At 71.9% G+C, this 19,773-nt stretch carries 20 protein-coding genes and 2 pseudogenes; 11 read left to right on the plus strand and 11 right to left on the minus strand.

Annotation, left to right across the window (positions count from 1 at the left end):
• Positions 1–2 precede the first annotated feature (2 nt).
• A complete protein-coding gene (locus ACIRP7_RS24320) occupies positions 3–1,406 on the minus strand; it encodes a glutamine synthetase (RefSeq protein ID WP_403663193.1) in 1,404 nt (467 codons plus the stop codon).
• 38 nt (positions 1,407–1,444) lie between these two features.
• Positions 1,445–2,257 carry an SAM-dependent methyltransferase gene (locus ACIRP7_RS24325; RefSeq protein WP_352380608.1) on the minus strand — a complete coding sequence of 271 codons (813 nt, stop codon included), beginning with the start codon at positions 2,255–2,257 and terminating at the stop codon, positions 1,445–1,447.
• A 170-nt stretch (positions 2,258–2,427) separates the two neighbouring features.
• Between ACIRP7_RS24325 and ACIRP7_RS24330 the strand changes: the two are divergent.
• Positions 2,428–2,869, plus strand: a pseudogene (locus ACIRP7_RS24330) (ion channel).
• 1 nt (position 2,870) lies between these two features.
• Here the strand turns inward: ACIRP7_RS24330 and ACIRP7_RS24335 are convergent.
• From ACIRP7_RS24335 to ACIRP7_RS24350, 4 genes are all read right to left on the minus strand, one after another.
• Positions 2,871–3,572, minus strand: a complete 702-nt coding sequence (locus tag ACIRP7_RS24335) for a response regulator (RefSeq protein ID WP_403663196.1) — start codon at positions 3,570–3,572, stop codon at positions 2,871–2,873.
• A gap of 408 nt (positions 3,573–3,980) precedes the next feature.
• On the minus strand, positions 3,981–5,969 hold the full coding sequence (locus tag ACIRP7_RS24340) for an FtsX-like permease family protein (protein WP_403663199.1): 1,989 nt from the start codon (positions 5,967–5,969) through the stop codon (positions 3,981–3,983).
• A gap of 15 nt (positions 5,970–5,984) precedes the next feature.
• Positions 5,985–6,668, minus strand: coding sequence for an ABC transporter ATP-binding protein (locus tag ACIRP7_RS24345; RefSeq protein ID WP_403663202.1), 684 nt, complete (start codon positions 6,666–6,668; stop codon positions 5,985–5,987).
• Between the two features lie 20 nt (positions 6,669–6,688).
• A complete protein-coding gene (locus ACIRP7_RS24350) occupies positions 6,689–7,057 on the minus strand; it encodes a DUF4333 domain-containing protein (protein ID WP_403663204.1) in 369 nt (122 codons plus the stop codon).
• 191 nt (positions 7,058–7,248) lie between these two features.
• Between ACIRP7_RS24350 and ACIRP7_RS24355 the strand changes: the two genes are divergently transcribed.
• From ACIRP7_RS24355 to ACIRP7_RS24390, 8 genes are all read left to right on the plus strand, one after another.
• Positions 7,249–8,394 (plus strand): sensor histidine kinase, encoded by a 1,146-nt coding sequence (locus tag ACIRP7_RS24355; RefSeq protein WP_403663207.1) that lies wholly within the window; start codon positions 7,249–7,251, stop codon positions 8,392–8,394.
• Positions 8,395–8,933: 539 nt separating this feature from the next.
• Entirely contained in the window at positions 8,934–9,563 is a 630-nt protein-coding gene (locus tag ACIRP7_RS24360; protein WP_403663210.1) for a helix-turn-helix domain-containing protein, read from the plus strand.
• Between the two features lie 52 nt (positions 9,564–9,615).
• A complete protein-coding gene (locus ACIRP7_RS24365) occupies positions 9,616–10,980 on the plus strand; it encodes a M24 family metallopeptidase (protein WP_403663213.1) in 1,365 nt (454 codons plus the stop codon).
• Positions 10,967–11,944, plus strand: coding sequence for a thiamine pyrophosphate-dependent dehydrogenase E1 component subunit alpha (locus ACIRP7_RS24370; RefSeq protein WP_403663215.1), 978 nt, complete (start codon positions 10,967–10,969; stop codon positions 11,942–11,944). The genes ACIRP7_RS24365 and ACIRP7_RS24370 overlap by 14 nt, the downstream gene beginning before the upstream one ends.
• Entirely contained in the window at positions 11,932–12,912 is a 981-nt protein-coding gene (locus tag ACIRP7_RS24375; RefSeq protein WP_403663218.1) for an alpha-ketoacid dehydrogenase subunit beta, read from the plus strand. The genes ACIRP7_RS24370 and ACIRP7_RS24375 overlap by 13 nt, the downstream gene beginning before the upstream one ends.
• A 22-nt stretch (positions 12,913–12,934) precedes the next feature.
• Entirely contained in the window at positions 12,935–14,281 is a 1,347-nt protein-coding gene (locus ACIRP7_RS24380; RefSeq protein WP_403663221.1) for an amidohydrolase family protein, read from the plus strand.
• Positions 14,278–15,150 (plus strand): cupin domain-containing protein, encoded by an 873-nt coding sequence (locus ACIRP7_RS24385; protein WP_403663224.1) that lies wholly within the window; start codon positions 14,278–14,280, stop codon positions 15,148–15,150. Before ACIRP7_RS24380 ends, ACIRP7_RS24385 begins: the two co-directional genes overlap by 4 nt.
• Positions 15,147–15,836 (plus strand): SDR family oxidoreductase, encoded by a 690-nt coding sequence (locus tag ACIRP7_RS24390; protein WP_403663227.1) that lies wholly within the window; start codon positions 15,147–15,149, stop codon positions 15,834–15,836. The genes ACIRP7_RS24385 and ACIRP7_RS24390 overlap by 4 nt, the downstream gene beginning before the upstream one ends.
• Positions 15,837–15,841: 5 nt before the next feature.
• Here the strand turns inward: ACIRP7_RS24390 and ACIRP7_RS24395 are convergent.
• Both ACIRP7_RS24395 and ACIRP7_RS24400 read right to left on the minus strand, forming a co-directional pair.
• Positions 15,842–16,127: pseudogene (locus ACIRP7_RS24395) on the minus strand (histidine kinase); the annotation flags it as partial.
• A 46-nt stretch (positions 16,128–16,173) separates the two neighbouring features.
• Positions 16,174–16,968 (minus strand): SAM-dependent methyltransferase, encoded by a 795-nt coding sequence (locus ACIRP7_RS24400; protein WP_403663230.1) that lies wholly within the window; start codon positions 16,966–16,968, stop codon positions 16,174–16,176.
• A gap of 36 nt (positions 16,969–17,004) precedes the next feature.
• On the opposite strand from ACIRP7_RS24400, the gene ACIRP7_RS24405 reads away from it, so the two are divergent.
• A complete protein-coding gene (locus ACIRP7_RS24405; protein WP_403663233.1) occupies positions 17,005–17,241 on the plus strand; it encodes a hypothetical protein in 237 nt (78 codons plus the stop codon).
• Here the strand turns inward: ACIRP7_RS24405 and ACIRP7_RS24410 are convergent.
• The 3 genes from ACIRP7_RS24410 to ACIRP7_RS24420 are packed head-to-tail and all read right to left on the minus strand — an operon-like array spanning position 17,231 to position 18,330.
• Positions 17,231–17,563, minus strand: a complete 333-nt coding sequence (locus ACIRP7_RS24410) for a DUF3140 domain-containing protein (RefSeq protein WP_403663236.1) — start codon at positions 17,561–17,563, stop codon at positions 17,231–17,233. The two genes, ACIRP7_RS24405 and ACIRP7_RS24410, sit on opposite strands and share 11 nt — an antisense overlap.
• Positions 17,564–17,596: 33 nt before the next feature.
• Complete coding sequence (locus ACIRP7_RS24415) at positions 17,597–18,076, minus strand: Dps family protein (RefSeq protein ID WP_403663239.1); 480 nt, start codon at positions 18,074–18,076, stop codon at positions 17,597–17,599.
• Positions 18,073–18,330 (minus strand): WhiB family transcriptional regulator, encoded by a 258-nt coding sequence (locus ACIRP7_RS24420; RefSeq protein ID WP_403663242.1) that lies wholly within the window; start codon positions 18,328–18,330, stop codon positions 18,073–18,075. The genes ACIRP7_RS24415 and ACIRP7_RS24420 overlap by 4 nt, the downstream gene beginning before the upstream one ends.
• A gap of 226 nt (positions 18,331–18,556) precedes the next feature.
• On the opposite strand from ACIRP7_RS24420, the gene ACIRP7_RS24425 reads away from it, so the two are divergent.
• Entirely contained in the window at positions 18,557–19,744 is a 1,188-nt protein-coding gene (locus tag ACIRP7_RS24425; RefSeq protein ID WP_403663245.1) for a thiolase family protein, read from the plus strand.
• Positions 19,745–19,773: the final 29 nt, after the last annotated feature.

Consider the following 19,773-nt stretch of genomic DNA (forward strand, 5'->3'; position numbering starts at 1 on the left):
GCTCAGTACTTCCAGCGGTACGCCGCCGCGATCTGCTCGTCGTCCAGCTCGGCCACGGAATCGCTTTCTCCGAAGCGCACGGCGACCACGGCGTCGGCGAGGACCGGGCCCAGCGCGGCCCGCAGCTGTTCGTCGGCGCGGAAGGCCCGGACCGCCTGGGAGAGGGAGGTCGGCAGCCGGCGTACGCCCATGGCGGCGGCCCGGTCGGCGGGGAGCAGGGCCGGATCCCCGGTGATCTCCCTCGTCAGGGGTAGGGCCGAGGTCAGTCCGTCGAGTCCGGCGGCGATCAGACCGGTGAGGGCGAGATACGGGTTCGCGGCCAGGTCGACCGGCTTCAGCTCCAGGTTCGCGGCTCGGTCGGTCAGGCCCGCCGTACCGGTCACGATCCGGACCGCCGCCTCCCGGGCCTCACGGCCCCAGGCGGTGAACACCCCGGCCCACTGGGACGGTTTGAGGCGCAGATAGCTGGCCGGGCTCGGCGCGGTCAGGGCCGCGAGCGCGTGCAGGTGGGCGAGGACACCCGCGACGAACGACTCGGCCTCGAACGTCATGCCGTACCGGCCCTTGCCGCCCGAGTGCAGGTTCTCGCCGTCCCGCCAGGCGGACAGGTGGAGATGGCCGCCGTTGCCGACACCCTCCGCGAAGACCGCCGGGGCGAAGGAGACGACGAGCCCGTGCCGCTGGGCCACCGCCCGGATCGTCTGCCGTACCAGCACGCTGACGTCGGCCGCCGCCACCGGATCCAGCGCGCCCGTGGAGATCTCGAACTGCCCGGCCGCGTACTCGGGGTGGAGCTGTTCCACCTCGATGCCCTGCTCGGCGCAGGCCGCCAGCAGGTCGGCCGCGTAGTCGCCGAGCTCCACCTGGCGGGTGGCGCCGTACGCCGGTCCCGACACGGCGGGCAGGAAGTCACCCTCCGCCGCCGGGCCCCGGCCCACTGCCCACTCGATCTCGATGCCCGCCTTGAAGGTGATCCCGTGCCGCTCGGCCGCCTCGGTGACGATCCGTCTGAGGACCGTGCGGGAGCAGCCCGGATGGCGCTCGCCCTCCTGTGTGATCCGGTCGACCGGCGCCCATGCCCAGCCGGGCTGCCCGGCCAGTGCCACGAGCCGGTCGAGATCGGGGTACAGGCGCAGATCGCCGTCGGGGGAGCCCAGGGTGTCCGTGGTGACGATGGAGTCGTTCGCCAGGAAGGTGTCGAACACCGGCGACATGCCCACGCCCCAGGCCGCGGCGGAAGGCAGCTTCGCCGTCGGGATCGTCTTCACCCGGCAGATGCCCGCGGTGTCGACATAGGCCAGGACCACGCCGTGCACACCCTTCGAGGACAGCTCCTCGCTCAGTGCGGCGGCCCGGTCCACGTCCCCGGGACGGCCTCCGGGGACGGGGTCGGCAAGGGTGGTCATACGTCCTCCACGACGGGCTCGGCCGATCGGATCCCGCGTCAGGGTTTCACGGCCACCGCGCCGAACTGCGGTACCACGGCCGGGGAGTCGGACTCGGCACGCCACTGCGAGCAGGAGACCAGGCCCGGTTCGAGGAGGTCGAGTCCCTCGAAGAAGGTGGCGATGTCCTCGCCGCTGCGGGCCGTGATCGGCGGAGTGGCGTTCTCGTTCCAGAACTTCATGGCCGGGATCTGGCCCTCGCCGCCGAGGTCGGCGTCGAATGTCGGGTGCGTCAGGGCCAGATGGCTGCCGGCGGGCATCGCGGCCATGATCTCGCGCGCGATCCTGCGCGCCTCGTCGGTGTCGAGGACGAAGTTCAGGATGCCGAGCATCATCACCGCGACCGGCTTGCTGAAGTCCAGGGTCCCCGCGGCCCGTTCGAGGATGGCGGCCGGGTCGTGGACATCGGCGTCGATGTAGTCGGTGACGCCCTCGTGGGTGCTGGTCAGCAGGGTGCGGGCATGGACGAGGACGATCGGGTCGTTGTCGACGTAGACGATCCGTGAGTCGGGCGCGATGCGCTGGGCGATCTCGTGGGTGTTGTCCACCGTCGGCAGCCCGGTGCCGACGTCGAGGAACTGCCGGATGCCCTGCTCCTCGGCGAGGAAGCGCACCGAGCGGCCCAGGAACCAGCGGTCCGCGCGGGCGATCTCCCGGATGATGGGGAACATCCCGGCGACGTGGTCGCCGACCCGCTGGTCGACCTCGTAGTTGTCCTTGCCGCCGATCCAGTAGTTCCACACGCGCGCGTTGTGCGCCACACCTGTGTTCAGCCTCGCCGACGCACCCGACGAGGTGTGGCTCTCGCTCACGACTGTGCTCCTTCTCGCGCCTGCGGCCGTTGCCGCCATTGTGCCGTCCGATGATCAGCTTGTCCTGGAAACCGCGACTCGCACGCCCTGCCCGACGTGCCGGGCGCCCTCCCAGCGGTGACACTGGCCCCGTACGCCCCGCCCCTGCCCGCGGACCGCCAGGAGTGAGCATGCTGCCCGGATTCCTCGTCAGGGTCGTCGGGATGATGCTCGGCAGAGAGGGGCGCTCGCTCCATATAAAGGCGGCGGGAGGCGCAACCTCGTGCTCCTTGCTGTGATGCTGACCGGATCCTGGGCGGTGCTCGACGCCGAGGAGCGGGCGCGTGGCGCGACCTCACGTCCTATCCGAAAGCCCCGTGGTGGTCGGTCGAGACGGCGACGACCGTCGGATACGGCGACTTCTCCCCCGTCACCTGGTGGGGCCGGGTCGTCGGCACGGTGGTCATGGTCGTCGGGATCACGACGTACGGCATGGTCACGGCGGCGCTCGCCACCTGGTTCGTGGGGCGGGAGCAGAAGCGCCTGCACTCTGTGGGTACCCGGACGCTGCATGCCCTGCACGAGCGGTTCGACCGGCTGGAAGAACTGCTGGAGGCGAAGAAGAACGGGTGACTCAGCTCTCCGGCCGCGCGTGCCCGTGCTGCCAGGCCCAGGCGGCGATCTCCACGCGGTTCCGTGCGGCCAGTTTCAGCTGGACGCTGGACAGGTGGGTCTTGACCGTGGAGAGGGACACGTACAGCTCGGCGGCGATCTCGGCGTTCGTACGGCCGAGGGCGACCAGGCGGACCACGTCGAGTTCACGGTCGGTCAGGGGTTCGGTGGCCGGTGCGGGGCGGGCCGCGACGACCGGCGTGGGCGCCGGGCCCTCCGTGAGGTGCCGGAGCAGGCGCACGGTGACCGAGGGGGAGACCAGCGAGTCACCGGCCGCGGCGGCACGGACCGCCTCGGCGAGGAGCGTGGGCCCGGAGTCCTTCAGCAAGAACCCGCAGGCACCGCCGCGCAGCGCGCCGTAGACGTACTCGTCGAGGTCGAAGGTGGTGACCACGACCACCCGCAGGGGATCGGCCACCTCGGGCCCCGCCAGCAGCCGGGTCGCCTCCAGCCCGTCCAGCTTCGGCATCCGGATGTCCAGCAGACACACATCGGGCCGCATCTCCCGGGCCAGCCGCACCGCTGTCTCCCCGTCGGCGGCCTCGGCGACCACGGTGATGTCCGGCTGCGCGTCCAGGAAGAAACGGAAGCCGGTACGGACCATGTCCTGGTCGTCGGCGATCAGTACACGGATGGGCACGGCCGGCGGGGTGGGGCTCGTCATGGGTCGATCATGCCTCAGGGAGGGACGGGCGCGGTGGCGCTGTGGACGGGGCGGAACGGGACGGGACGGGGGCTGTGGCACCGGGCCCGGCCGGAGGGTGACGGTCGGGTCCGGTGCCGGTTCGAGGGCGGGCTGTGTATTGGTCAGGGGCGGTTCTTCGCACCAGTTTCCGTGTCGGCGCGAGGGGCTCCGCTGGGTCTACGCGGGCTGGGCCCCGACGATCGGTCGGCCAGTCCGCCCACCTCTCGGGCGGGCGCCAGCCCGTGGCCGGCACTGTCTCCGCCGGGGTCCACGCCGGGCCGGGAGCCGAGGGTCGGCCGGTAGGGCCGCCCTCACCGCTCGGGCGGGACGCCGGCTCGTGGGCCTCGGCACCGCCTCCGAGCAGCGGAGCCGCTCTCGGCCGGGGTCTCAGTCCACGCTCCGTGCGGCGTCCTCCGTCACTCTCCGCAGCAACGGCCTGCTGCCGCCGATCGCCGCGAACATCGCCAGCGCGCCCACGGCCACGCACACGGCCAGTTCCAGGACGCCCGTCATATTGATCGAGGCGCCGACGGCCTGGTTGAGGCGGTAGGAGACGTAGACGCCGACGGCGGTGGTGCCGCCGGCCAAGGCGACCAGGGGGATCACCGTCTCGCGGACGCGGGCCCGGTCCAGCACCTTGAGGGGAGTGCCGGCCAGGCGGAGAAGGCCGTAGATCCGGCGTCGGTCGAGGACACCCGCGGCCGCGGTGAGGCCGGCCGAGGTCGTGGCGACGAGGAAGCTCAGCGCCAGAGTCGCCGTGCTGACCTCGGCGAAGCGGCCGATGGCGGTACGGTCGCCCGCCGTCACGTAGTCCTGGGTGAGGGGCGACCGCGCCGGGCTCGCGGCCGTCAACGCGGTGACGGCGGTGTCGAGACGGGCCCGGCCGCCGCCGGATATGTGGGCGATCACGCCCGGTGTGCCGCTCAGCAGCCCGTCCCAGTCGTCCTCGCCCACCGTGTCGACGGTGGCGGTGACACCGGCGTCACGGAGCAGCGTACGGACCTGGGAGGCGTGCGCACCGGCCACCGCGACCTGGTCCCGGTGGGCCGAGCCGTCCATGCCGACCATGCTCACGGCGAAGAACCCCGCCGCGAACCCGGCCAGCACCAGACCGCTGACCGTACGCCAGGCACCGCGCGGGTCGTCGCTCAGACGACGGCCCGCCAGCAGGGTCGCCGGACTCCGGGCGAAGCGGCCGACCAGTCGGCCGAGCCGGTCCACCACCCACGGCCCGAACAGCCAGAACGCTCCGTAGAACAGCAGCAGCAGACCGATCACCTGCCGGGTCGACAGCTGCCCGCCGCCCGTGGAACCCCACAGATACAGCAGGACCACGACGAACAGGACGAGCCGGATGATCCTGGTCCGCCGCGGGTCGGCCTGCTGGGCGACGCCGAGCGGCGAGGTCGCGACCTGACGCAGCATCGACACCGCGCTGAGGGTGATGAGCGCGGTGACCGCCACGACGACCGTCGCCAGCCACGGCAGCCCCACCCACAGCTGACTCACGTACCAACCCCCGATGCCGTACGGGATCTCGACGAGCAGGGGCAGCAGTCCCGCGTACAGCGCCGCACCGGTCAGGGCACCGGCCGCGCCGAGCGCCGCGGTCTCCAGCGCGGTCATGCCGATGATCTGCCGCGGGGTCGCCCCGGCCAGTCGCAGCGCGGCCAGTTGCTGCTCGCGCCGGGCCGCGCCGAGCCGTCCGGAGGCCGCCGCGAGGACCACCACAGGCATCACCAGCAGCGCCATACCCACCAGGGCGATCTGCTGGTCGTAGGCGGTGAACAGGCTCGCGTGGGTGCCCGAGAAGCCGGTGATCTCGGCACGCGCCGCCTGATCGATGTCGGAGACCGTGGACCCCTCGGCCGCTCTGGACACCGCGGGATCGGTCGGGGCACGCCCGACGACGGCCACCAGCTCGTCCGGCGAGGCCAGACCGGCGGCGCCGATCGTGCCGTACGAGGACACCTTCGGGAAGCGGTCGGCCAGTTGGTTCGCGGGCAGCTCGTGCAGCAGTGAGGCCAGGGCGGGGGAGACGTACACCTCGCCCTTCGCCGGGAAGGACGTCAGGCCGGGCGGTGCGGGGGTGCCGCTGCGCTCGGGCAGTTGGGCGAGGGAGACGACGGTGACCGGCTCGTGGCGGACGTATGTCGTCGCGAGTGCTTGGACCGCGGTGCCGTGCTTCGCGGGTTCGGGGGTGCGCCAGGCGGTGTGGTCGGCGCGGGCGCCGGAGCCGAGGGCGGCGGCGACGATGACCAGCAGGACGAACGTGCCGACCGCGGCCGCGCCGGCCGCCAGCAGCCGGCTCTGCAGGCCACGGCGGCCGGAGGACCGGACGATGTGCCAGGTCAGCGGAATGACGGGGGAACGCATGGCATCTCCTGCCGCTCAGGCGGCCGTGTATGGGCTGTGGCCACTGACGCGGCCGTCGCGAACCTGGAGGACCCGGTCGCAGTGGCCGGCGACTTCCGCGTCGTGGGTGACCATCACCAGGGCGGCGCCCTGTTCCCGCGTGACAGACGTCAGCAGCCGGACCACCTCCGCGCTCGTGGCCTGGTCCAGGGCGCCGGTCGGCTCGTCGGCGAAGACCACGTCCGGTTCGACCGCCAGGGCGCGGGCGATCGCCACGCGCTGGGCCTGACCGCCGGAGAGCTGACCGGGCCTGCGGTGCGCGAGGCCGTCGAGGCCCAGTGGCGCGAACCAGCGGCGGGCCCGCTCGACGGCCTGTCTGCGGGGCATGCCCTCCAGCATCAGCGGCAGCGCGACGTTCTCCTCGGCGGGCAGCTCCGGGAGCAGCTGACCCGACTGGAAGACGAACCCGAACCGCTTGCGGCGCAGCGCGCTCAGTCTGTTCTCGCCGAGCCGGTCGATGCGCTCGCCGCGCAGCAGCACCTCGCCGCCGTCCGGTCGGACGATCCCCGCGAGAGTGTGCAGCAGGGTGGACTTGCCGGAGCCGGACGGGCCCATGATCGCCAGCGAGTCGCGCTCGCGGACGTCGACGTCCACTCCGGCGAGCGCGGTGGTGGAGCCGTACTTCTTGACGAGACCGTAACCGGCCAGGACGGTGTTCATGATGTGAGCCGGTCCTCTTGTCAGCGGTCGAATTTCCAGGTGACGGACGTGTCCGAGGCCTTGACCACGGTCACCGGTATGTCCACGGTCCCGCCGCCGCTCCTCGTGCCGGTGCAGGTGAGGGTGGCGCCGGTGACGGCCTTGAGCCCGCTCGGGCACGAGACGTCGGTGACCTTCACGCCGACCCACGGCAGCGGGTGGTACTTGCTCTGGGTGCGGCCCTCGACGACGTACGCGGCCAGTGCCTTGTGGCCGCCGACGGACGCCGTGCTCTGGGTGTCCAGGGAGGTGGTGGACTCGGTGCCGGCCAGGAAGTGGCTGCCGAGTCCGAAGACGACGGCCGCGCCGGCCACGGCGCCGACGGCGCCGACGAGGTACTTGCTCTGCATCACGAACTCCTGAGGACAGGGGAAGGAGGGGCCTCCGGCGGGAGAGGCGTCTCCTCGGAAGTGCCTCCACTCTCGCCCGCGGAGCCGGGCGCCCGCCTCGGCCGAACGGCCAGGGTCTCCGGGCTCGGCACGGCGGCGTCTCGACCGTTCGGCCGATCCCGTGAGCGGCGGCTGCGCATAGCGTGAGCGGCATGAAGTCCGTTTCCGCCCGGGGCTGCGTAGGGGCCGCAGGCATCGGTGCCCTCGTCGCGGCGGCCGCTGTCGACCTCTTTGCCTCGGGCACCGACAAGGGCGTCGGCTGGCCACAGACCGCCGTGCTGCTGCTCGGCACCGCCGCCGTACTGTGGCCGGCCCACCGGCGCCCGCCCTGGCTCACCCCCCAGCTGCGCGCCGTCGTGCCGGCCGTGGCCTCCCTCCTGTGCACGGCCGACTCCGTGCTGCGCTCCGGTGCCCTGTTCGGACCTGGCGAGCCGGCGATCCTGCTGTGCCTGCTGTTCGTCGCGGTACGGCACTGTCCGCGCTCCTCGGTGATGGCGTGCGCGACGCTCGACGGCGCCGCCGTCCTCGCGCTGCCGGTGCGCCCGTTCCTCGACGACGAGGACGTCATGCTGGCGTACATGCTGATCGGGTTCGTCCTGATCGGCCTCACCGCGGCGTTCGCCGCGTATCTGCGCTCGCAGGACTACCGGCGGACCATCGCCGTCAGTGAGACCCGGCGGGCGGAGCGCCTGGCCATCGCCGCCGACCTGCACGACTTCGTCGCCCACCATGTCACCGGCATCCTGGTCCAGACGCAGGTGGCACGCATGATGGCGGACACCGACGCCGAAGAACTCGACCCCGTCCTCGCCGGTATAGAGCGGGCCGCGACCGAGGCGCTGGCGTCGATGCGTCGTACGGTCGGTGTGCTGCGCGACACCGAGGACCCGGCCGACCGGCGTCCGGTGGGCGACCTAGCGGGCATCACCGGTCTCATAGAAGGTTTCGCGAGTCCCATCCAGAAAGCCACCCTCAACCGCGCACCCGAGGTGCCCGACGACCTTCCGCACGAGGTTCAGGCGGCCGCCTTCCGCGTGGTGCAGGAGGCGCTGACCAACGTACGGCGACACGCGGGCGACGCCGGCCAGGTCACCGTGGAGCTGCGCTACGAGCGGGGCCGCCTGGAGGTGTCCGTGTCCGACGACGGGCGTGGCGGCAGCCAGTTGCCGCCGGCGGCGCACGGGGGCGGCTTCGGCCTCGTCGGCCTGAAGGAACGGGTGACAGCACTCGGCGGCGAACTGCACGCGGGACCGCGGGCGGAGCACGGGTGGGAGGTGTGGGCGCTGCTTCCGGGATGACGGGGGCGCGGGGGCGGCGGGGGTGCGGGTGGTCTCTGCCGGATGGCGCGGGGGCGGCGGGGTGCGGGTGGTCTCTGCCGGATGGCGCGGGGGCAGTGTCCGGGGTGCGGGTGGTGGGGCTGTGCCGGGGGCTGCGCGCGCTCGTTCCCGGATGGCTCAGGAGCTCTTTCCCGGGGTGTGGGTGGTCTTCGCCGATGGTGTGGGAGCTCGGTCCCTGAGGTACGGGGGCTCGTGCCTGGAGGTGCGAGTGTCGGTCGCGGGGCATGCAGGGGCTCGTTCTCGGATGTTGCGGGCACGTCCTCGGGGGGGTGTGGGTGGTCTGGAGTTCGGTCGCGGAGTGCGGGGGCCCCGCCGAGACCGTGGCAGTTCCGCTCGCCGGAGACGCGCATGGTGCTCCCCGGATGACGCGGGAGCTCCTCCCGGGCGTACCGGCGGTCCGTCCACGCCCGCCCGGCGCTCTCGCCCCGATGACGCGGGCAGTCTTCCCCCGCCGTAGGGCCGGGCTGTTCAATGGTGCTGCACAGGAGAGGAGCCCGCCCGTGTCCCCTGTTCCCGTGCCGGCCGTCGGGGCGCGCATTCGGCAGGCGCGGCTGGAGCGTGGTCTGGGCTTGCGTGCCCTGGCCCGTGAGGTCGGCGTCTCCGCGAGTCTGGTCTCCCAGATAGAGACCGGGAAGAGCCAGCCGTCGGTCAGCACCCTGTACGCGATCACCACGGCTCTCGGCATCTCCGTCGAGTCGCTCTTCGAAGGGCGGGAGGCCGCCGCGGCGCGTGAGGCCACCGTCGTACACGCCCTGGCGGCCTTCGCGGCCGATCCCGGCCGACGCATCGGCCCCCTGGTCGGCCGCCGTGAGCGGGAGGTACTGGAGCTGGACTCCGGTGTCGTGTGGGAGCGGCTCGGGCACGTCCCCGGCACGGACGTGGACTTCCTGCTCGTCACGTACCGGCCAGGCGGCTCCTCCTCGGGCTCGGGCGGCCTGATGCGGCACGCCGGCACCGAGTACGGCTATCTGACCTCCGGCGAACTCGTCCTCACCCTCGGCTTCGACGAGCAGCTCCTGCGCCCCGGCGACGCCGTCAGCTTCGAGTCCACCACCCCCCACCGCTACCGCAACGACGGCGACGAACCGGCCGTCGGTGTCTGGTTCGTGTCGAGCCAAACTGTTCAGTGACGCTTGACACTCCTCGCGGACGGTCGTTGACTCGATGGTGGGGGTGGTCGCGATGGCGATCCGTACATACGGCCCCAATGCCGTCGACTGGGAAGAGCGCGTCGACCTGGACCGGCTGCGCAGACAGCGCCTGGCCCGCCTCCACGACACGCTGAACCGCTCCGAACTGGGCGCGGTGCTCAGCTTCGACTTCGCCAACATCCGCTACATGACCGCCACCCACATCGGCACCTGGGCGATGGACAAGCTGATCCGGTTCGCCCTGCTGGTCCGCGGCGGCGAACCGATCGTCTGGGACTTCGGCTCCGCCGCCCGCCACCACCAGCTCTACAACCCGTGGCTCGACCACAGCGACGGCAAGGGCGGGCCGCCCACCGGCGCCCGCGCCGGCATCTCCACGCTCCGCGGAGCCTTCCACCCGGACGCCGGGATCGCCGAGGACGTCGCCACGAAGATCGCCGACGAACTCCGCGCCCACGGCCTCGCCGGCGAACCGCTCGGCATCGACGTCGCCGAGATGCCCGTCCTCGCCGCCCTCCGCGCCGAGGGCATCGACGTCGTCGACGGCCAGCAGGTCCTCCTCGAGGCCCGCCGCATCAAGACCGGCGACGAGATCTCCCTGCTCGCCCAGGCCTGCGCGATGGTCGACGCGGCCTACGAGGAGCTCTACGCCCACCTGCGCCCCGGAGTCCGCGAGAACGAGTGCGTCGGACTGGTCAGCAAGGTCCTCTACGACCTCGGCAGCGAATACGTCGAAGGCGTCAACGCCATCTCCGGGGAGCGCTGTTCACCTCACCCGCACGTCTACAGCGACCGGCTGATCCGTCCCGGTGACCCCGCCTTCTTCGACATCCTGCACAGCCACCTCGGCTACCGCACCTGCTACTACCGCACCTTCGCCGTGGGCAGCGCCTCCCGCGCGCAACGGGACGCGTACGTCCGCTGCCGCGCGTACATGGACCAGGCGATCGCCCTCGTGCGGCCGGGAGCCACGACCGCCGACATCGTCCAGGTGTGGCCGCGCGCCGAGGAGTTCGGCTTCGCCGACGAGACCGCCGCCTTCGCGCTTCAGTACGGCCATGGGGTCGGCCTGTCCATCTGGGAGAAGCCCATCTTCAGCCGCCTGGTCTCCCTCGACCACCCCGAAGTCCTCGAAACGGGCATGGTGTTCGCCCTGGAGACCTACTGGCCCGCCGCCGACGGCTGGTCCGCCGCCCGGATCGAGGAGGAACTGGTCGTCACCGCCGACGGCTGCGAGGTCATCACCAAGTTCCCGGCCGAGGAGCTGCTGGTCGCGGGACGCAAGTACTGGACGGTGGGCGGCGAACTCAACACCGCCCGGGAGGCCCAGTCCCACCTGAACACGGCGACCGGAACCGCGCACGGACACCAGGGGACCGGCGATGGACACCGCTGAACTCCTCGCCCTCTACGAGCAGATGGCCCTCATCCGCCGCGCCGAGAAGGCCGCCCACGACCTGTTCCTCCAAGGGCTCGTCAAGGGCACCACCCACCTCGCGGCCGGCCACGAGGCGATCGCCGTCGGCGCGAGCGCCGCCCTGCGCGGTGACGACTACGTCTTCGCCACCTATCGCGGCCACCACCACGCGATGGCCCGGGGCGCCACCCCCGAGGAGTGCCTCGCCGAACTCATGAGCAGGGCAACGGGCTTGTGCAAGGCCAAGGGCGGCTCCATGCACCTCACCAAGGCCGCGACGAACATGCTCGGCTCCTACGCCATCGTCGGCGCCCACCTCCCCATGGCGGTCGGCGCCGCCTGGTCGGCGAAGCTGCGCGGCACCGGACAACTCGCGGTCGCCTTCTTCGGGGACGGCGCCACCAACATCGGCGCCTTCCACGAGGCGCTGAACCTGGCCGCCGTGTGGAAGCTGCCCGCGCTGTTCGTCTGCGAGAACAACCTGTACATGGAGTACACCCCGATCGCCGACGTCACGGCGGTGCCCCGTCCCGCCGCCGACCGGGCGCCCGCGTACGGCATCCCCGGCGAGGTCGTCGACGGCAACGACGTCGTCGCCGTCCAGGAGACGGTGGCACGGCTGGCGCGACGGGCCCGGGCCGGAGACGGGCCCGCCGTGCTGGAGGCCGAGACCTACCGCCACTTCGGGCACTCACGGACCGACCCGGCGACCTACCGGCCGGCCGAGGAGGTCCAACGCTGGCTCAAGCACGACCCGTTGGACATCGCGCGCGGGCGGCTCATCGAGGCCGGGGTTCCCGAGGACACGGTCACCGCGGCCGACGAGCGCGCACAGACGGTCGTACGGGAGGCGGTCGAGGCGGCGAGGAACGCGCCGCCGCCGGATCCGCGCGAAGCGTTCACCGACGTATGGGCGGACGGGGGTGCGGCATGGCGGACGTGATCACGTATCGGGAGGCGGTCGCCGAGGGCATCGCGCGGGAGATGCGGCGCGATCCGTCCGTGGTGTGCCTGGGAGAGGACATCGGGGAGGCCGGCGGGGTGTTCAAGACCACCGCGGGGCTGCACAAGGAGTTCGGGTCCGAGCGGGTGTGGGACACGCCGATCTCCGAACAGGCCATCGTGGGCGCGGCGATGGGGGCCGCGATGACCGGGATGCGGCCCGTCGCGGAGATCATGTTCTCGGACTTCTTGGCCTGTTGCTGGGACTACCTCGCCAACGAGATACCCAAGGTGCGTTACATGACGGGCGGTCAGGTCACCGTGCCTCTCGTCGTGCGCACCGCCAACGGCGGCGGACTCGGTTTCGGCGCCCAGCACTCGCAGGCCACCGAGAACTGGGCGCTGACCGTCCCCGGGCTGAAGATCGCCGCCCCTTCCACGCCCGCCGACGTGATCGGGATGATGGCGGCCGCGATCCGCAGCGACGACCCGGTCGTGTTCTTCGAGCACAAGGGGCTGCTGGCCACGAAGGGGCCGCCCGCGCCGCCGGACCACGTGGTCCACCTGGGGCGCGCCGCCGTCGTGCGGGAGGGTGCCGACGTGACGCTGGTGGCGCTGGCCTCGATGGTGCCGGTCGCGCTCACGGCCTCGGAGAGGCTCGCGCAGGAGGGCATCGATGCCGAGGTCGTCGACCTGCGCTCCCTGGTGCCGCTCGACATGGCCACCGTCCTCGCCTCGCTCGGCCGGACCTCCCGGCTGGTCGTCGTCGAGGAGAACCCGTACCAGGGCGGCTGGGGCGCCACCGTCGTCTCCGTCGTGGCCGACGAGGGGTTCGGGCTGCTGGACGCGCCGGTGCGCCGGGTGGCGGGGGAGTGCGTGCCGCTGCCGTTCGCGGACGTGCTGGAGGAACAGGTCATTCCCACCGTCGACAAGGTCGTGGCGGCCGTCAGGAGCCTCGCCGCGTACTGAACATCCCCCAGGAGGAAGCGCGATGACCCATCGGACACTCCTTCGAGCCGGACACGTGCTCTCCATGGACCCCGACATCGGGGATCTGCCGAGCGGGGACGTCCTCATCGAGGACGGGAAGATCGCGGCCGTGGACCGCGAGATCGGCGCGGACGCCGAAGTCCTCGACATGACCGGCCGCATCGTGATCCCCGGCTTCGTCGACACCCACCGCCACACCTGGGAGGCCTCGATCCGGAACGTGGCGCCCGACGCCACCCTCGACGACTACTTCGTCGACATCCTCGACACCTTCGCACCCCTCTACACACCCGAGGACGTGTACGCGGCCAACCTCGCGGGCGCCCTGGAGTGCCTGAACGCCGGCATCACCACGCTCGTCGACTGGTCCCACATCAACAACACGCCCGAGCACCCGGACGCGGCGATCCGTGCCCTCACGGAGACCGGTATCCGCGCCCAGTACGCCTACGGCAGCGCCAACACCTCCCTCGCCGACTACTGGTTCGAGAGCAAGATCGCGATCCCCGGCGACGACGTCCGCCGGATCCGCAGCGAGTACTTCGCCTCCGACGACGGTCTGCTCACCCTCGCCCTCGCCACCCGCGGCCCCGGCTTCTGCGTCAACGACGTCGTCACCTCGGAGTGGGCCCTCGCCCGCGAGCTGGACATCCCGATCACCGTGCACGTGGCCATGGGACGGCTCGCCGGCCGCTTCGGGATGGTCAAACAGCTCCACGACCTCGGCCTGCTCGGCCCCGACACCACCTACGTCCACTGCTGCTACCTCAGCGAGGAGGAGTGGCGGCTGGTCGCCGACAGCGGCGGTACGGTCTCCATCGCGCCGCAGGTCGAGACGCAGATGGGGCACGGCTGGCCGCCGGTCATGAAGGCGATCGAGCACGGCCTGCGGCCCTCTCTCAGCATCGACGTCGTCACCACCGTGCCCGGCGACATGTTCACCCAGATCCGCGCGGCCTTCGGCGCCGAGCGCGCCCGCGTCAACGCGGCCAGCTGGCAGGCGGATGTCCCGGTCCCCGAGACAATGTTGACGGCACGTCAGATGCTGGAGATCGCCACCCGCAACGGCGCCCACGTCGCAGGCCTGGAGGACCGTACCGGTTCCCTCACCCCGGGCAAGCGGGCCGACGTCGTCGCGATCGACGCAACGGCCCTGAACGTGGCCCCGGTTCACGACGCGGCCGCTGCGGTGGCCCTCAGCGCCGACGTGTCCAACGTGGAGACGGTCATCGTCGACGGTGCGGTCCGCAAGCGCGACGGCAGGCTCACGGCCGACGTGGCACGAGCCCGGCGCCTGGTCGAGGAGTCCCGCGACCGGCTGCTCGCCGCGAAGGAGACCCCGGCGTGACGCGACACCTGGTGCGCCGGGCCACCGACCTCCCGGAGCCGCCGTACGACGAACACGGCTACCGGCGACGGGAGTTGGTCGGCGAGGCCGACGGCAGCTCGCACACCGGTTTCGGGGTGTGCGAGCTGCGCCCGGACGGCGCGGTCGCGGCCCATGTGCACTCGTACGAGGAGAGCTTCCACATCCTCGACGGGACCGTGATCCTCGATGTGCCCGAGGGGTCGTATCTGCTGGAGGAGGGTGACTACGGGCTCCTCCCGACCGGGGTCCCGCACGCCTGGCGCGGCGCCGGGGACGGTGTCGCCCGGTGGGCGGACATGCTCGCGCCGGTACCGCGGGCCCGGTACGGGTACGACACCCAGACGGTCCCTCCCTGGCCTGTGCGCCCGCCCGTCCGCATCGATGTCCGCGACCCGCGCACCCGGTCCTTCGGGCACTTCGAGCCCGCCCAGATGGACCCGGGGAAGCAGTCCCAGGACCTGCTCGCGGTGTCGGCGAGCATGCGGACCGCGCTCCTCGTCTACAGCGGGATCACCGTGAAGACGATGGTCGACAGTGATCTGGGCGCGGTGGCCTCGACGATGTTCATGGTGCAGTACGCGCCCGACGGCGTCGCAGGGACCCACGACCACCCCTTCGAGGAGACGTACCTGTTCCTCGAAGGCGAGGCGGACGCGGTGTTCGACGGTTCGCCGTACCGGCTCGGGCCGGGCGACTGCGCCTGGGCGGGGGCCGGTTGTGTGCACGGCTTTACCAACGCCGGTGACGGGTCGCTGCGTTGGCTGGAGACCCAGGCGCCACAGCCGCCGGTGCGGCACTCCTACCGGTTCACACGGGACTGGGAGTACCTGAGGGAGGCTTCCCGATGAGCGGTGTGGTGGTGGTCGGCGGCACCTCGGGGATCGGGCGGGAGTTCGCCCGGGTGCGCGCGCAACGCGGCGACGACGTGGTGATCACCGGTCGGGACCCGCACCGCACCGGCACCGCGGCCAAGGAGATCGGCGCCCGGGGCCTCGCCCTGGACCTCGCGCGGCCGAAAGAGATCGTCGACGCGCTGAGCGATGTGGGGGCCGTCGACCACCTGGTGATCGCGGGCGTCTCCCGCGACGAGAACCGGGTGGCCGCGTACGACATCGACGCCGCCGTCCATCTCGTCACCCTCAAGCTCGTCGGCTACACCGCCGTCGTGCACGCGCTGCGGTCCCGGCTGCACGACGACAGCGCCGTCGTGCTGTTCGGCGGACAGGCCAAGGAGCGGCCCTACCCGGGGGCGACGACGGTGGCGACCGTCAACGCCGGGGTGACCGGGCTGATGCGCACCCTGGCCGTCGAACTCGCTCCGGTCCGGGTCAACGCGATCCATCCCGGTGTGGTGGGGGACAGCCCCTATTGGCGGGCCAAACCCGAGGAGGTCCTGGCGGGCCTGCGGGCCAGGACCCCGACCGGACGGCTCGCGACCGTGGCGGACGTGGTGGACGGCGTGGACTTCCTGCTGCGCAACGGCTCGGTCAACGCGGTGGAGTTGAGCGTGGACGGGGGATGGCTGCTTGGGTGAGGGCCCAATCCCGACAGCACGTCCGGGGCCTGGTGCTCGCGTTCCAGTGTGTGCAGGCGGCTGAGCTGCAGGTTGACCAGGTGCTGGCTCTGCCGGGCGATCCCGAGGATCACCTTCCGGAACCCCCGCCGGGTGTCGGCGAGTTCGACGGCGGTCACCAGGCCGTCCGCTGTGCCGCGTCGAAACACCCTGGCCCCACCCCGCTCCAGCCGCGCGACCACGTCCGGCAGCCGTTTCCGGGCAAGGCCCGGCGTGGCCTCTCTCAGGCCCCCGCAGCCGCCGGGACCGCGAGGGCTCGCGGGGTTCGGCGCCCGATGCCGACCGCCCCGTGCAGGGTTCAACGCTTGACGCCGACCGCCCCGTACAGCGACACGGGCTCGCCGTGCTCGGGCTCGTCCGGACGCCACCGCGACAGGGACACGATCCCGGGCTCCAGCACCTCAAGTCCCTTGAACAGGCGGCTCACTTCGTCGTGCGAGCGGGCCACGAGAGTCACTCCGCTCGCCGTGTACGCCGCGATGCCCGCGTTCACCTTCTCCGGGTCGAAGTCCGCCGTCATGGCCGACAGCACCAGACAACTGCCCGGCGCCAGTGCGTCGACCAGTGTGTCCACCAGCTCCTGGGCGCCGTCCTCGTCGGAGATGAAGTGCAGCAGCGCGACCAGCGACAGCGCGACGGGCTGGTCGAAGTCGAGGACGGCGGAGGCTCCTTGGAGGATCCGCTGCGGCTCGCGGGCGTCGGCCTGGAGGTAGTGCGTCGCCCCCTCCGGCGTGCCGTGCAGCAGGGCCGCCGCGTGGGCCAGGACGATCGGGTCGTTGTCGACGTACACCACCCGCGCGTCCGGCACCGCGGACTGGGCGATCTGGTGGAGATTGGGCTCGGTGGGGATACCGGAGCCGATGTCGAGGAACTGGCGAATTCCCGCCTCCCGTACCACGACCCGCGTGGCCCGCTCCATGAACCGGCGGTTGGCGCGGGCCTGCCGGGGAGCGTCGCCCTGCGCGGTGATCCGCCGGCCGAGCTCCTCGTCGACGGGGTAGTTGTCCTTCCCGCCGAGGAACCAGTCGTACACCCGGGCCGGATGGGGCCTGCTCGTGTCGATCCGCCGGCCGGCCGACTCGGTCCCGGTCACGCAAAACTCCTCTGCTCGACAAGATGTGCGAGCAGTGTGCCATGTCACCCAGGCGCGGCGGAGGCGGTCTTCGGCCACCCCTGCGCCGGTTGCGCCCGGTACAGCTCGCACGGCGACGCCGCGGAGGCGGGCACCGCGCAGAAGGAACGGCACCAGCAGCCGGTACAGGGGCTGCGGGGTGTCCTTCGGCGTGATGCCCGCCTCCGCGGCGTACGTCCGTCCGTGCGCGCCGACGCGTTCCGCTACGACGCCTCGGCCCCGGTCACCGCCTGAGCGGGTCGTGTCCGACGGACATCAGCCGCTGCCTGCGGACACTGTCCTCGGCCCGGGGTTCGTTCTCCACGTCGGCATCCGCGGTGACGGTGTCCACCACCTCGTACATGACCTCGATGTCGTCGTCGGTCAGGTCCGTGCGCCGCTTCTGGAGGATCGCGAGGACATGCTGCCCGGTCGGCTCACCGGCGTGCTCCGGCAGCGGCTCCGTGGACTCGGCGGCGTCGCTGACCCGCAGCCAGGCGGCCAGTTCCTGTGAGGTCATGTTCACCACGCGGTGGAAGTCCTCCCACAGCGCGTCGAGTTCGAGGGCGTCGGTCATCGCCTGCGCCTTTCTGTGGGGTTTTCGGGCCGGTCAGTCCCGGGGCCAGTTCTCGGCCTCGAACATCCAGCGCTGCTTCTCCAGCTCGGCGGTGATGCCGATCAGCAGGTCCTGCGTGACCGGGTCGGCCTTCTCGGTGGCCTCGATGCGCTCGCGCAGCCGGCCGATGGCCGCCTCCAGCGTCTCCACGATCAACCGGACGACGTCGTCGTCCCGGATCCAGCCGTTCTTCGAGCCCGGCAGCGTGTAGGCGGAGGCGATCGTCTCGGGGCGGCCGTCGGGCGACACCCCCAGGGCCGCGGCACGCTCCGCCACCGTGTCGGAGAACGAGCGGGCCGTCGACACCACCTCGTCCAACTGGAGGTGGATGGACCGGAAACGCGGGCCCACGATGTTCCAGTGCGCCTGCTTCCCGATCAGCGACAGGCCGATCAGATCCACCAGGGTGCTCTGCAGGGCGTCCCCGGCCGTCTCGCGGGCCGAATCGGACAGGGTGCTCCTGACCACAGTCATACCGTGCTCCTCCTTCTGGCATGGTCAATGCCGGTGCGGAGCAGTTCGTCGCGCTCCTGCTCGCAGGTCCCGCCCCACACGCCCGAGGTCTGCCCACTGCTGAGCGCCAGGTCCAGGCACTCGGGGGCGACCGGGCACCGGGCACAGACGCGTTTCGCCGCCGCCATGTCCCGCAGCGCGGGTCCTTGCGTGCCCACGGGGAAGAACAACTCGGGGTCCTCTCCCACACAGGCCGCTCGACGCAACCACTCCATGGGGGCGCGGGTGCCCCGGCCGCAATCGTGCAAACAACGGCGTCTCAGGGTGTGAGCACACCGCCGAGGAAACCCGTCACATCTGCGAAGACCTGCGACCTGGCAGGCGGGCCCCGTGCTCGGCCCCGTCTCCTGCGGCTATAGTCCGAAACTAGCGGTGCTAATTAAAGTACTGCCGAGGAAAATCCTCCCGGTCCCCCGGATCCCGACGGTCAGGAGTCAAGTCGTGCGCCCCGTCCACTTCGCGGCCGCCCGCCGCACCCCCATCGGCAGACTCCGCGGCGCACTGTCCGCCGTACGCCCCGACGACCTCGCCGCCGCCGTGATCCGCGCCCTGGTCGCCGACGTCCCCGCGCTCGACCCGGCGCGCATCGACGACGTCTACTGGGGCGCCGCCAACCAGGCCGGCGAGGACAACCGCAATGTGGCCCGCATGGCCGCGCTGCTCGCCGGACTGCCCGAGACCGTGCCCGGCGCCACGGTCAACCGGCTGTGCGCCTCCGGCCTGGAGGCCGTGACGCTCGCGGCCCGTACCATCGCCGCCGGTGAGGCCGACATCGTGCTCGCGGGCGGCTCCGAGTCGATGAGCCGTGCCCCCTTCGTGCTGCCCCGCCCCGACGAGGCGCTGCCGCACCGGATGGAGACCCACGACACCCGGCTCGGCTGGCGCCTGGTCAACCCGGCCATGAAGGAACTCCACGGCCTGCTGCCCATGGGCGAGACCGCCGAGGAGGTCGCCCAGCGCTACGGCATCCCGCGCGAACGCCAGGACCAGTTCGCCCTGCGCAGCCACCGCCTCGCCGCCGAGGCCCGCAAGAACGGCCACTTCGACGACGAACTCCTCCCGGTGGAGCGCCCCGACGGCGTGCTCGTCGACAGCGACGAGTGCATCCGCGAGGACACCTCCTACGACAAGCTGGCCCGTCTGAAGCCCGTCTTCCGGGCAGGCGGCACGGTCACCGCGGGCAACGCCTCCCCGATGAACGACGGCGCGGCGGGACTCCTTCTGGTCAGCGAAGAGGCATTGAACGACCTGAGGCTGGAATCCCTGGGCCGCTACGCCGCCGGAGCCTCGGCCGGCGTCCACCCCGACGTGATGGGCATCGGCCCGGTCCCCGCCACCCGCAAGGCGCTCGCCCGCGTGGACTGGAGCATCGGCGACATCGAGGAGGCCGAGTTCAACGAGGCCTTCGCCGCCCAGGCCCTCGCCTGCGTCGACGAACTCGGCATCGACCCCGAGCGGGTCAACCCCACCGGTGGCGCGATCGCGCTGGGCCACCCGCTCGGCTGCTCGGGCGCCCGCATCCTCACGACCCTGCTGCACCGGATGCGACGGACGGGGGCGGCGCGCGGACTGGCGACGATGTGCGTGGGAGTCGGCCAAGGGAGCGCGGTCCTGGTGGAACGGCACTAGCCCGAGGGCGCCGACAGGACCACTCGGCG

Source organism: Streptomyces sp. NPDC102270, assembly GCF_044766405.1.
Classification (GTDB): domain Bacteria; phylum Actinomycetota; class Actinomycetes; order Streptomycetales; family Streptomycetaceae; genus Streptomyces.

Bases quoted from the DNA above. Each gene is read 5' to 3' on its own strand.
- ACIRP7_RS24420 (WP_403663242.1), bottom strand. From the start codon at position 18,330: ATGGAGTGGTTGCGTCGAGCGGCCTGTGTGGGAGAGGACCCCGAGTTG.
- ACIRP7_RS24355 (WP_403663207.1), top strand. From the start codon at position 7,249: ATGAAGTCCGTTTCCGCCCGGGGCTGCGTAGGGGCCGCAGGCATCGGT.
- ACIRP7_RS24370 (WP_403663215.1), top strand. From the start codon at position 10,967: ATGGACACCGCTGAACTCCTCGCCCTCTACGAGCAGATGGCCCTCATC.
- ACIRP7_RS24345 (WP_403663202.1), bottom strand. From the start codon at position 6,668: ATGAACACCGTCCTGGCCGGTTACGGTCTCGTCAAGAAGTACGGCTCC.
- ACIRP7_RS24380 (WP_403663221.1), top strand. From the start codon at position 12,935: ATGACCCATCGGACACTCCTTCGAGCCGGACACGTGCTCTCCATGGAC.
- ACIRP7_RS24350 (WP_403663204.1), bottom strand. From the start codon at position 7,057: ATGCAGAGCAAGTACCTCGTCGGCGCCGTCGGCGCCGTGGCCGGCGCG.
- ACIRP7_RS24410 (WP_403663236.1), bottom strand. From the start codon at position 17,563: ATGACCGACGCCCTCGAACTCGACGCGCTGTGGGAGGACTTCCACCGC.
- ACIRP7_RS24335 (WP_403663196.1), bottom strand. From the start codon at position 3,572: ATGACGAGCCCCACCCCGCCGGCCGTGCCCATCCGTGTACTGATCGCC.
- ACIRP7_RS24320 (WP_403663193.1), bottom strand. From the start codon at position 1,406: ATGACCACCCTTGCCGACCCCGTCCCCGGAGGCCGTCCCGGGGACGTG.
- ACIRP7_RS24415 (WP_403663239.1), bottom strand. From the start codon at position 18,076: ATGACTGTGGTCAGGAGCACCCTGTCCGATTCGGCCCGCGAGACGGCC.
- ACIRP7_RS24365 (WP_403663213.1), top strand. From the start codon at position 9,616: ATGGCGATCCGTACATACGGCCCCAATGCCGTCGACTGGGAAGAGCGC.
- ACIRP7_RS24340 (WP_403663199.1), bottom strand. From the start codon at position 5,969: ATGCGTTCCCCCGTCATTCCGCTGACCTGGCACATCGTCCGGTCCTCC.
- ACIRP7_RS24375 (WP_403663218.1), top strand. From the start codon at position 11,932: ATGGCGGACGTGATCACGTATCGGGAGGCGGTCGCCGAGGGCATCGCG.
- ACIRP7_RS24390 (WP_403663227.1), top strand. From the start codon at position 15,147: ATGAGCGGTGTGGTGGTGGTCGGCGGCACCTCGGGGATCGGGCGGGAG.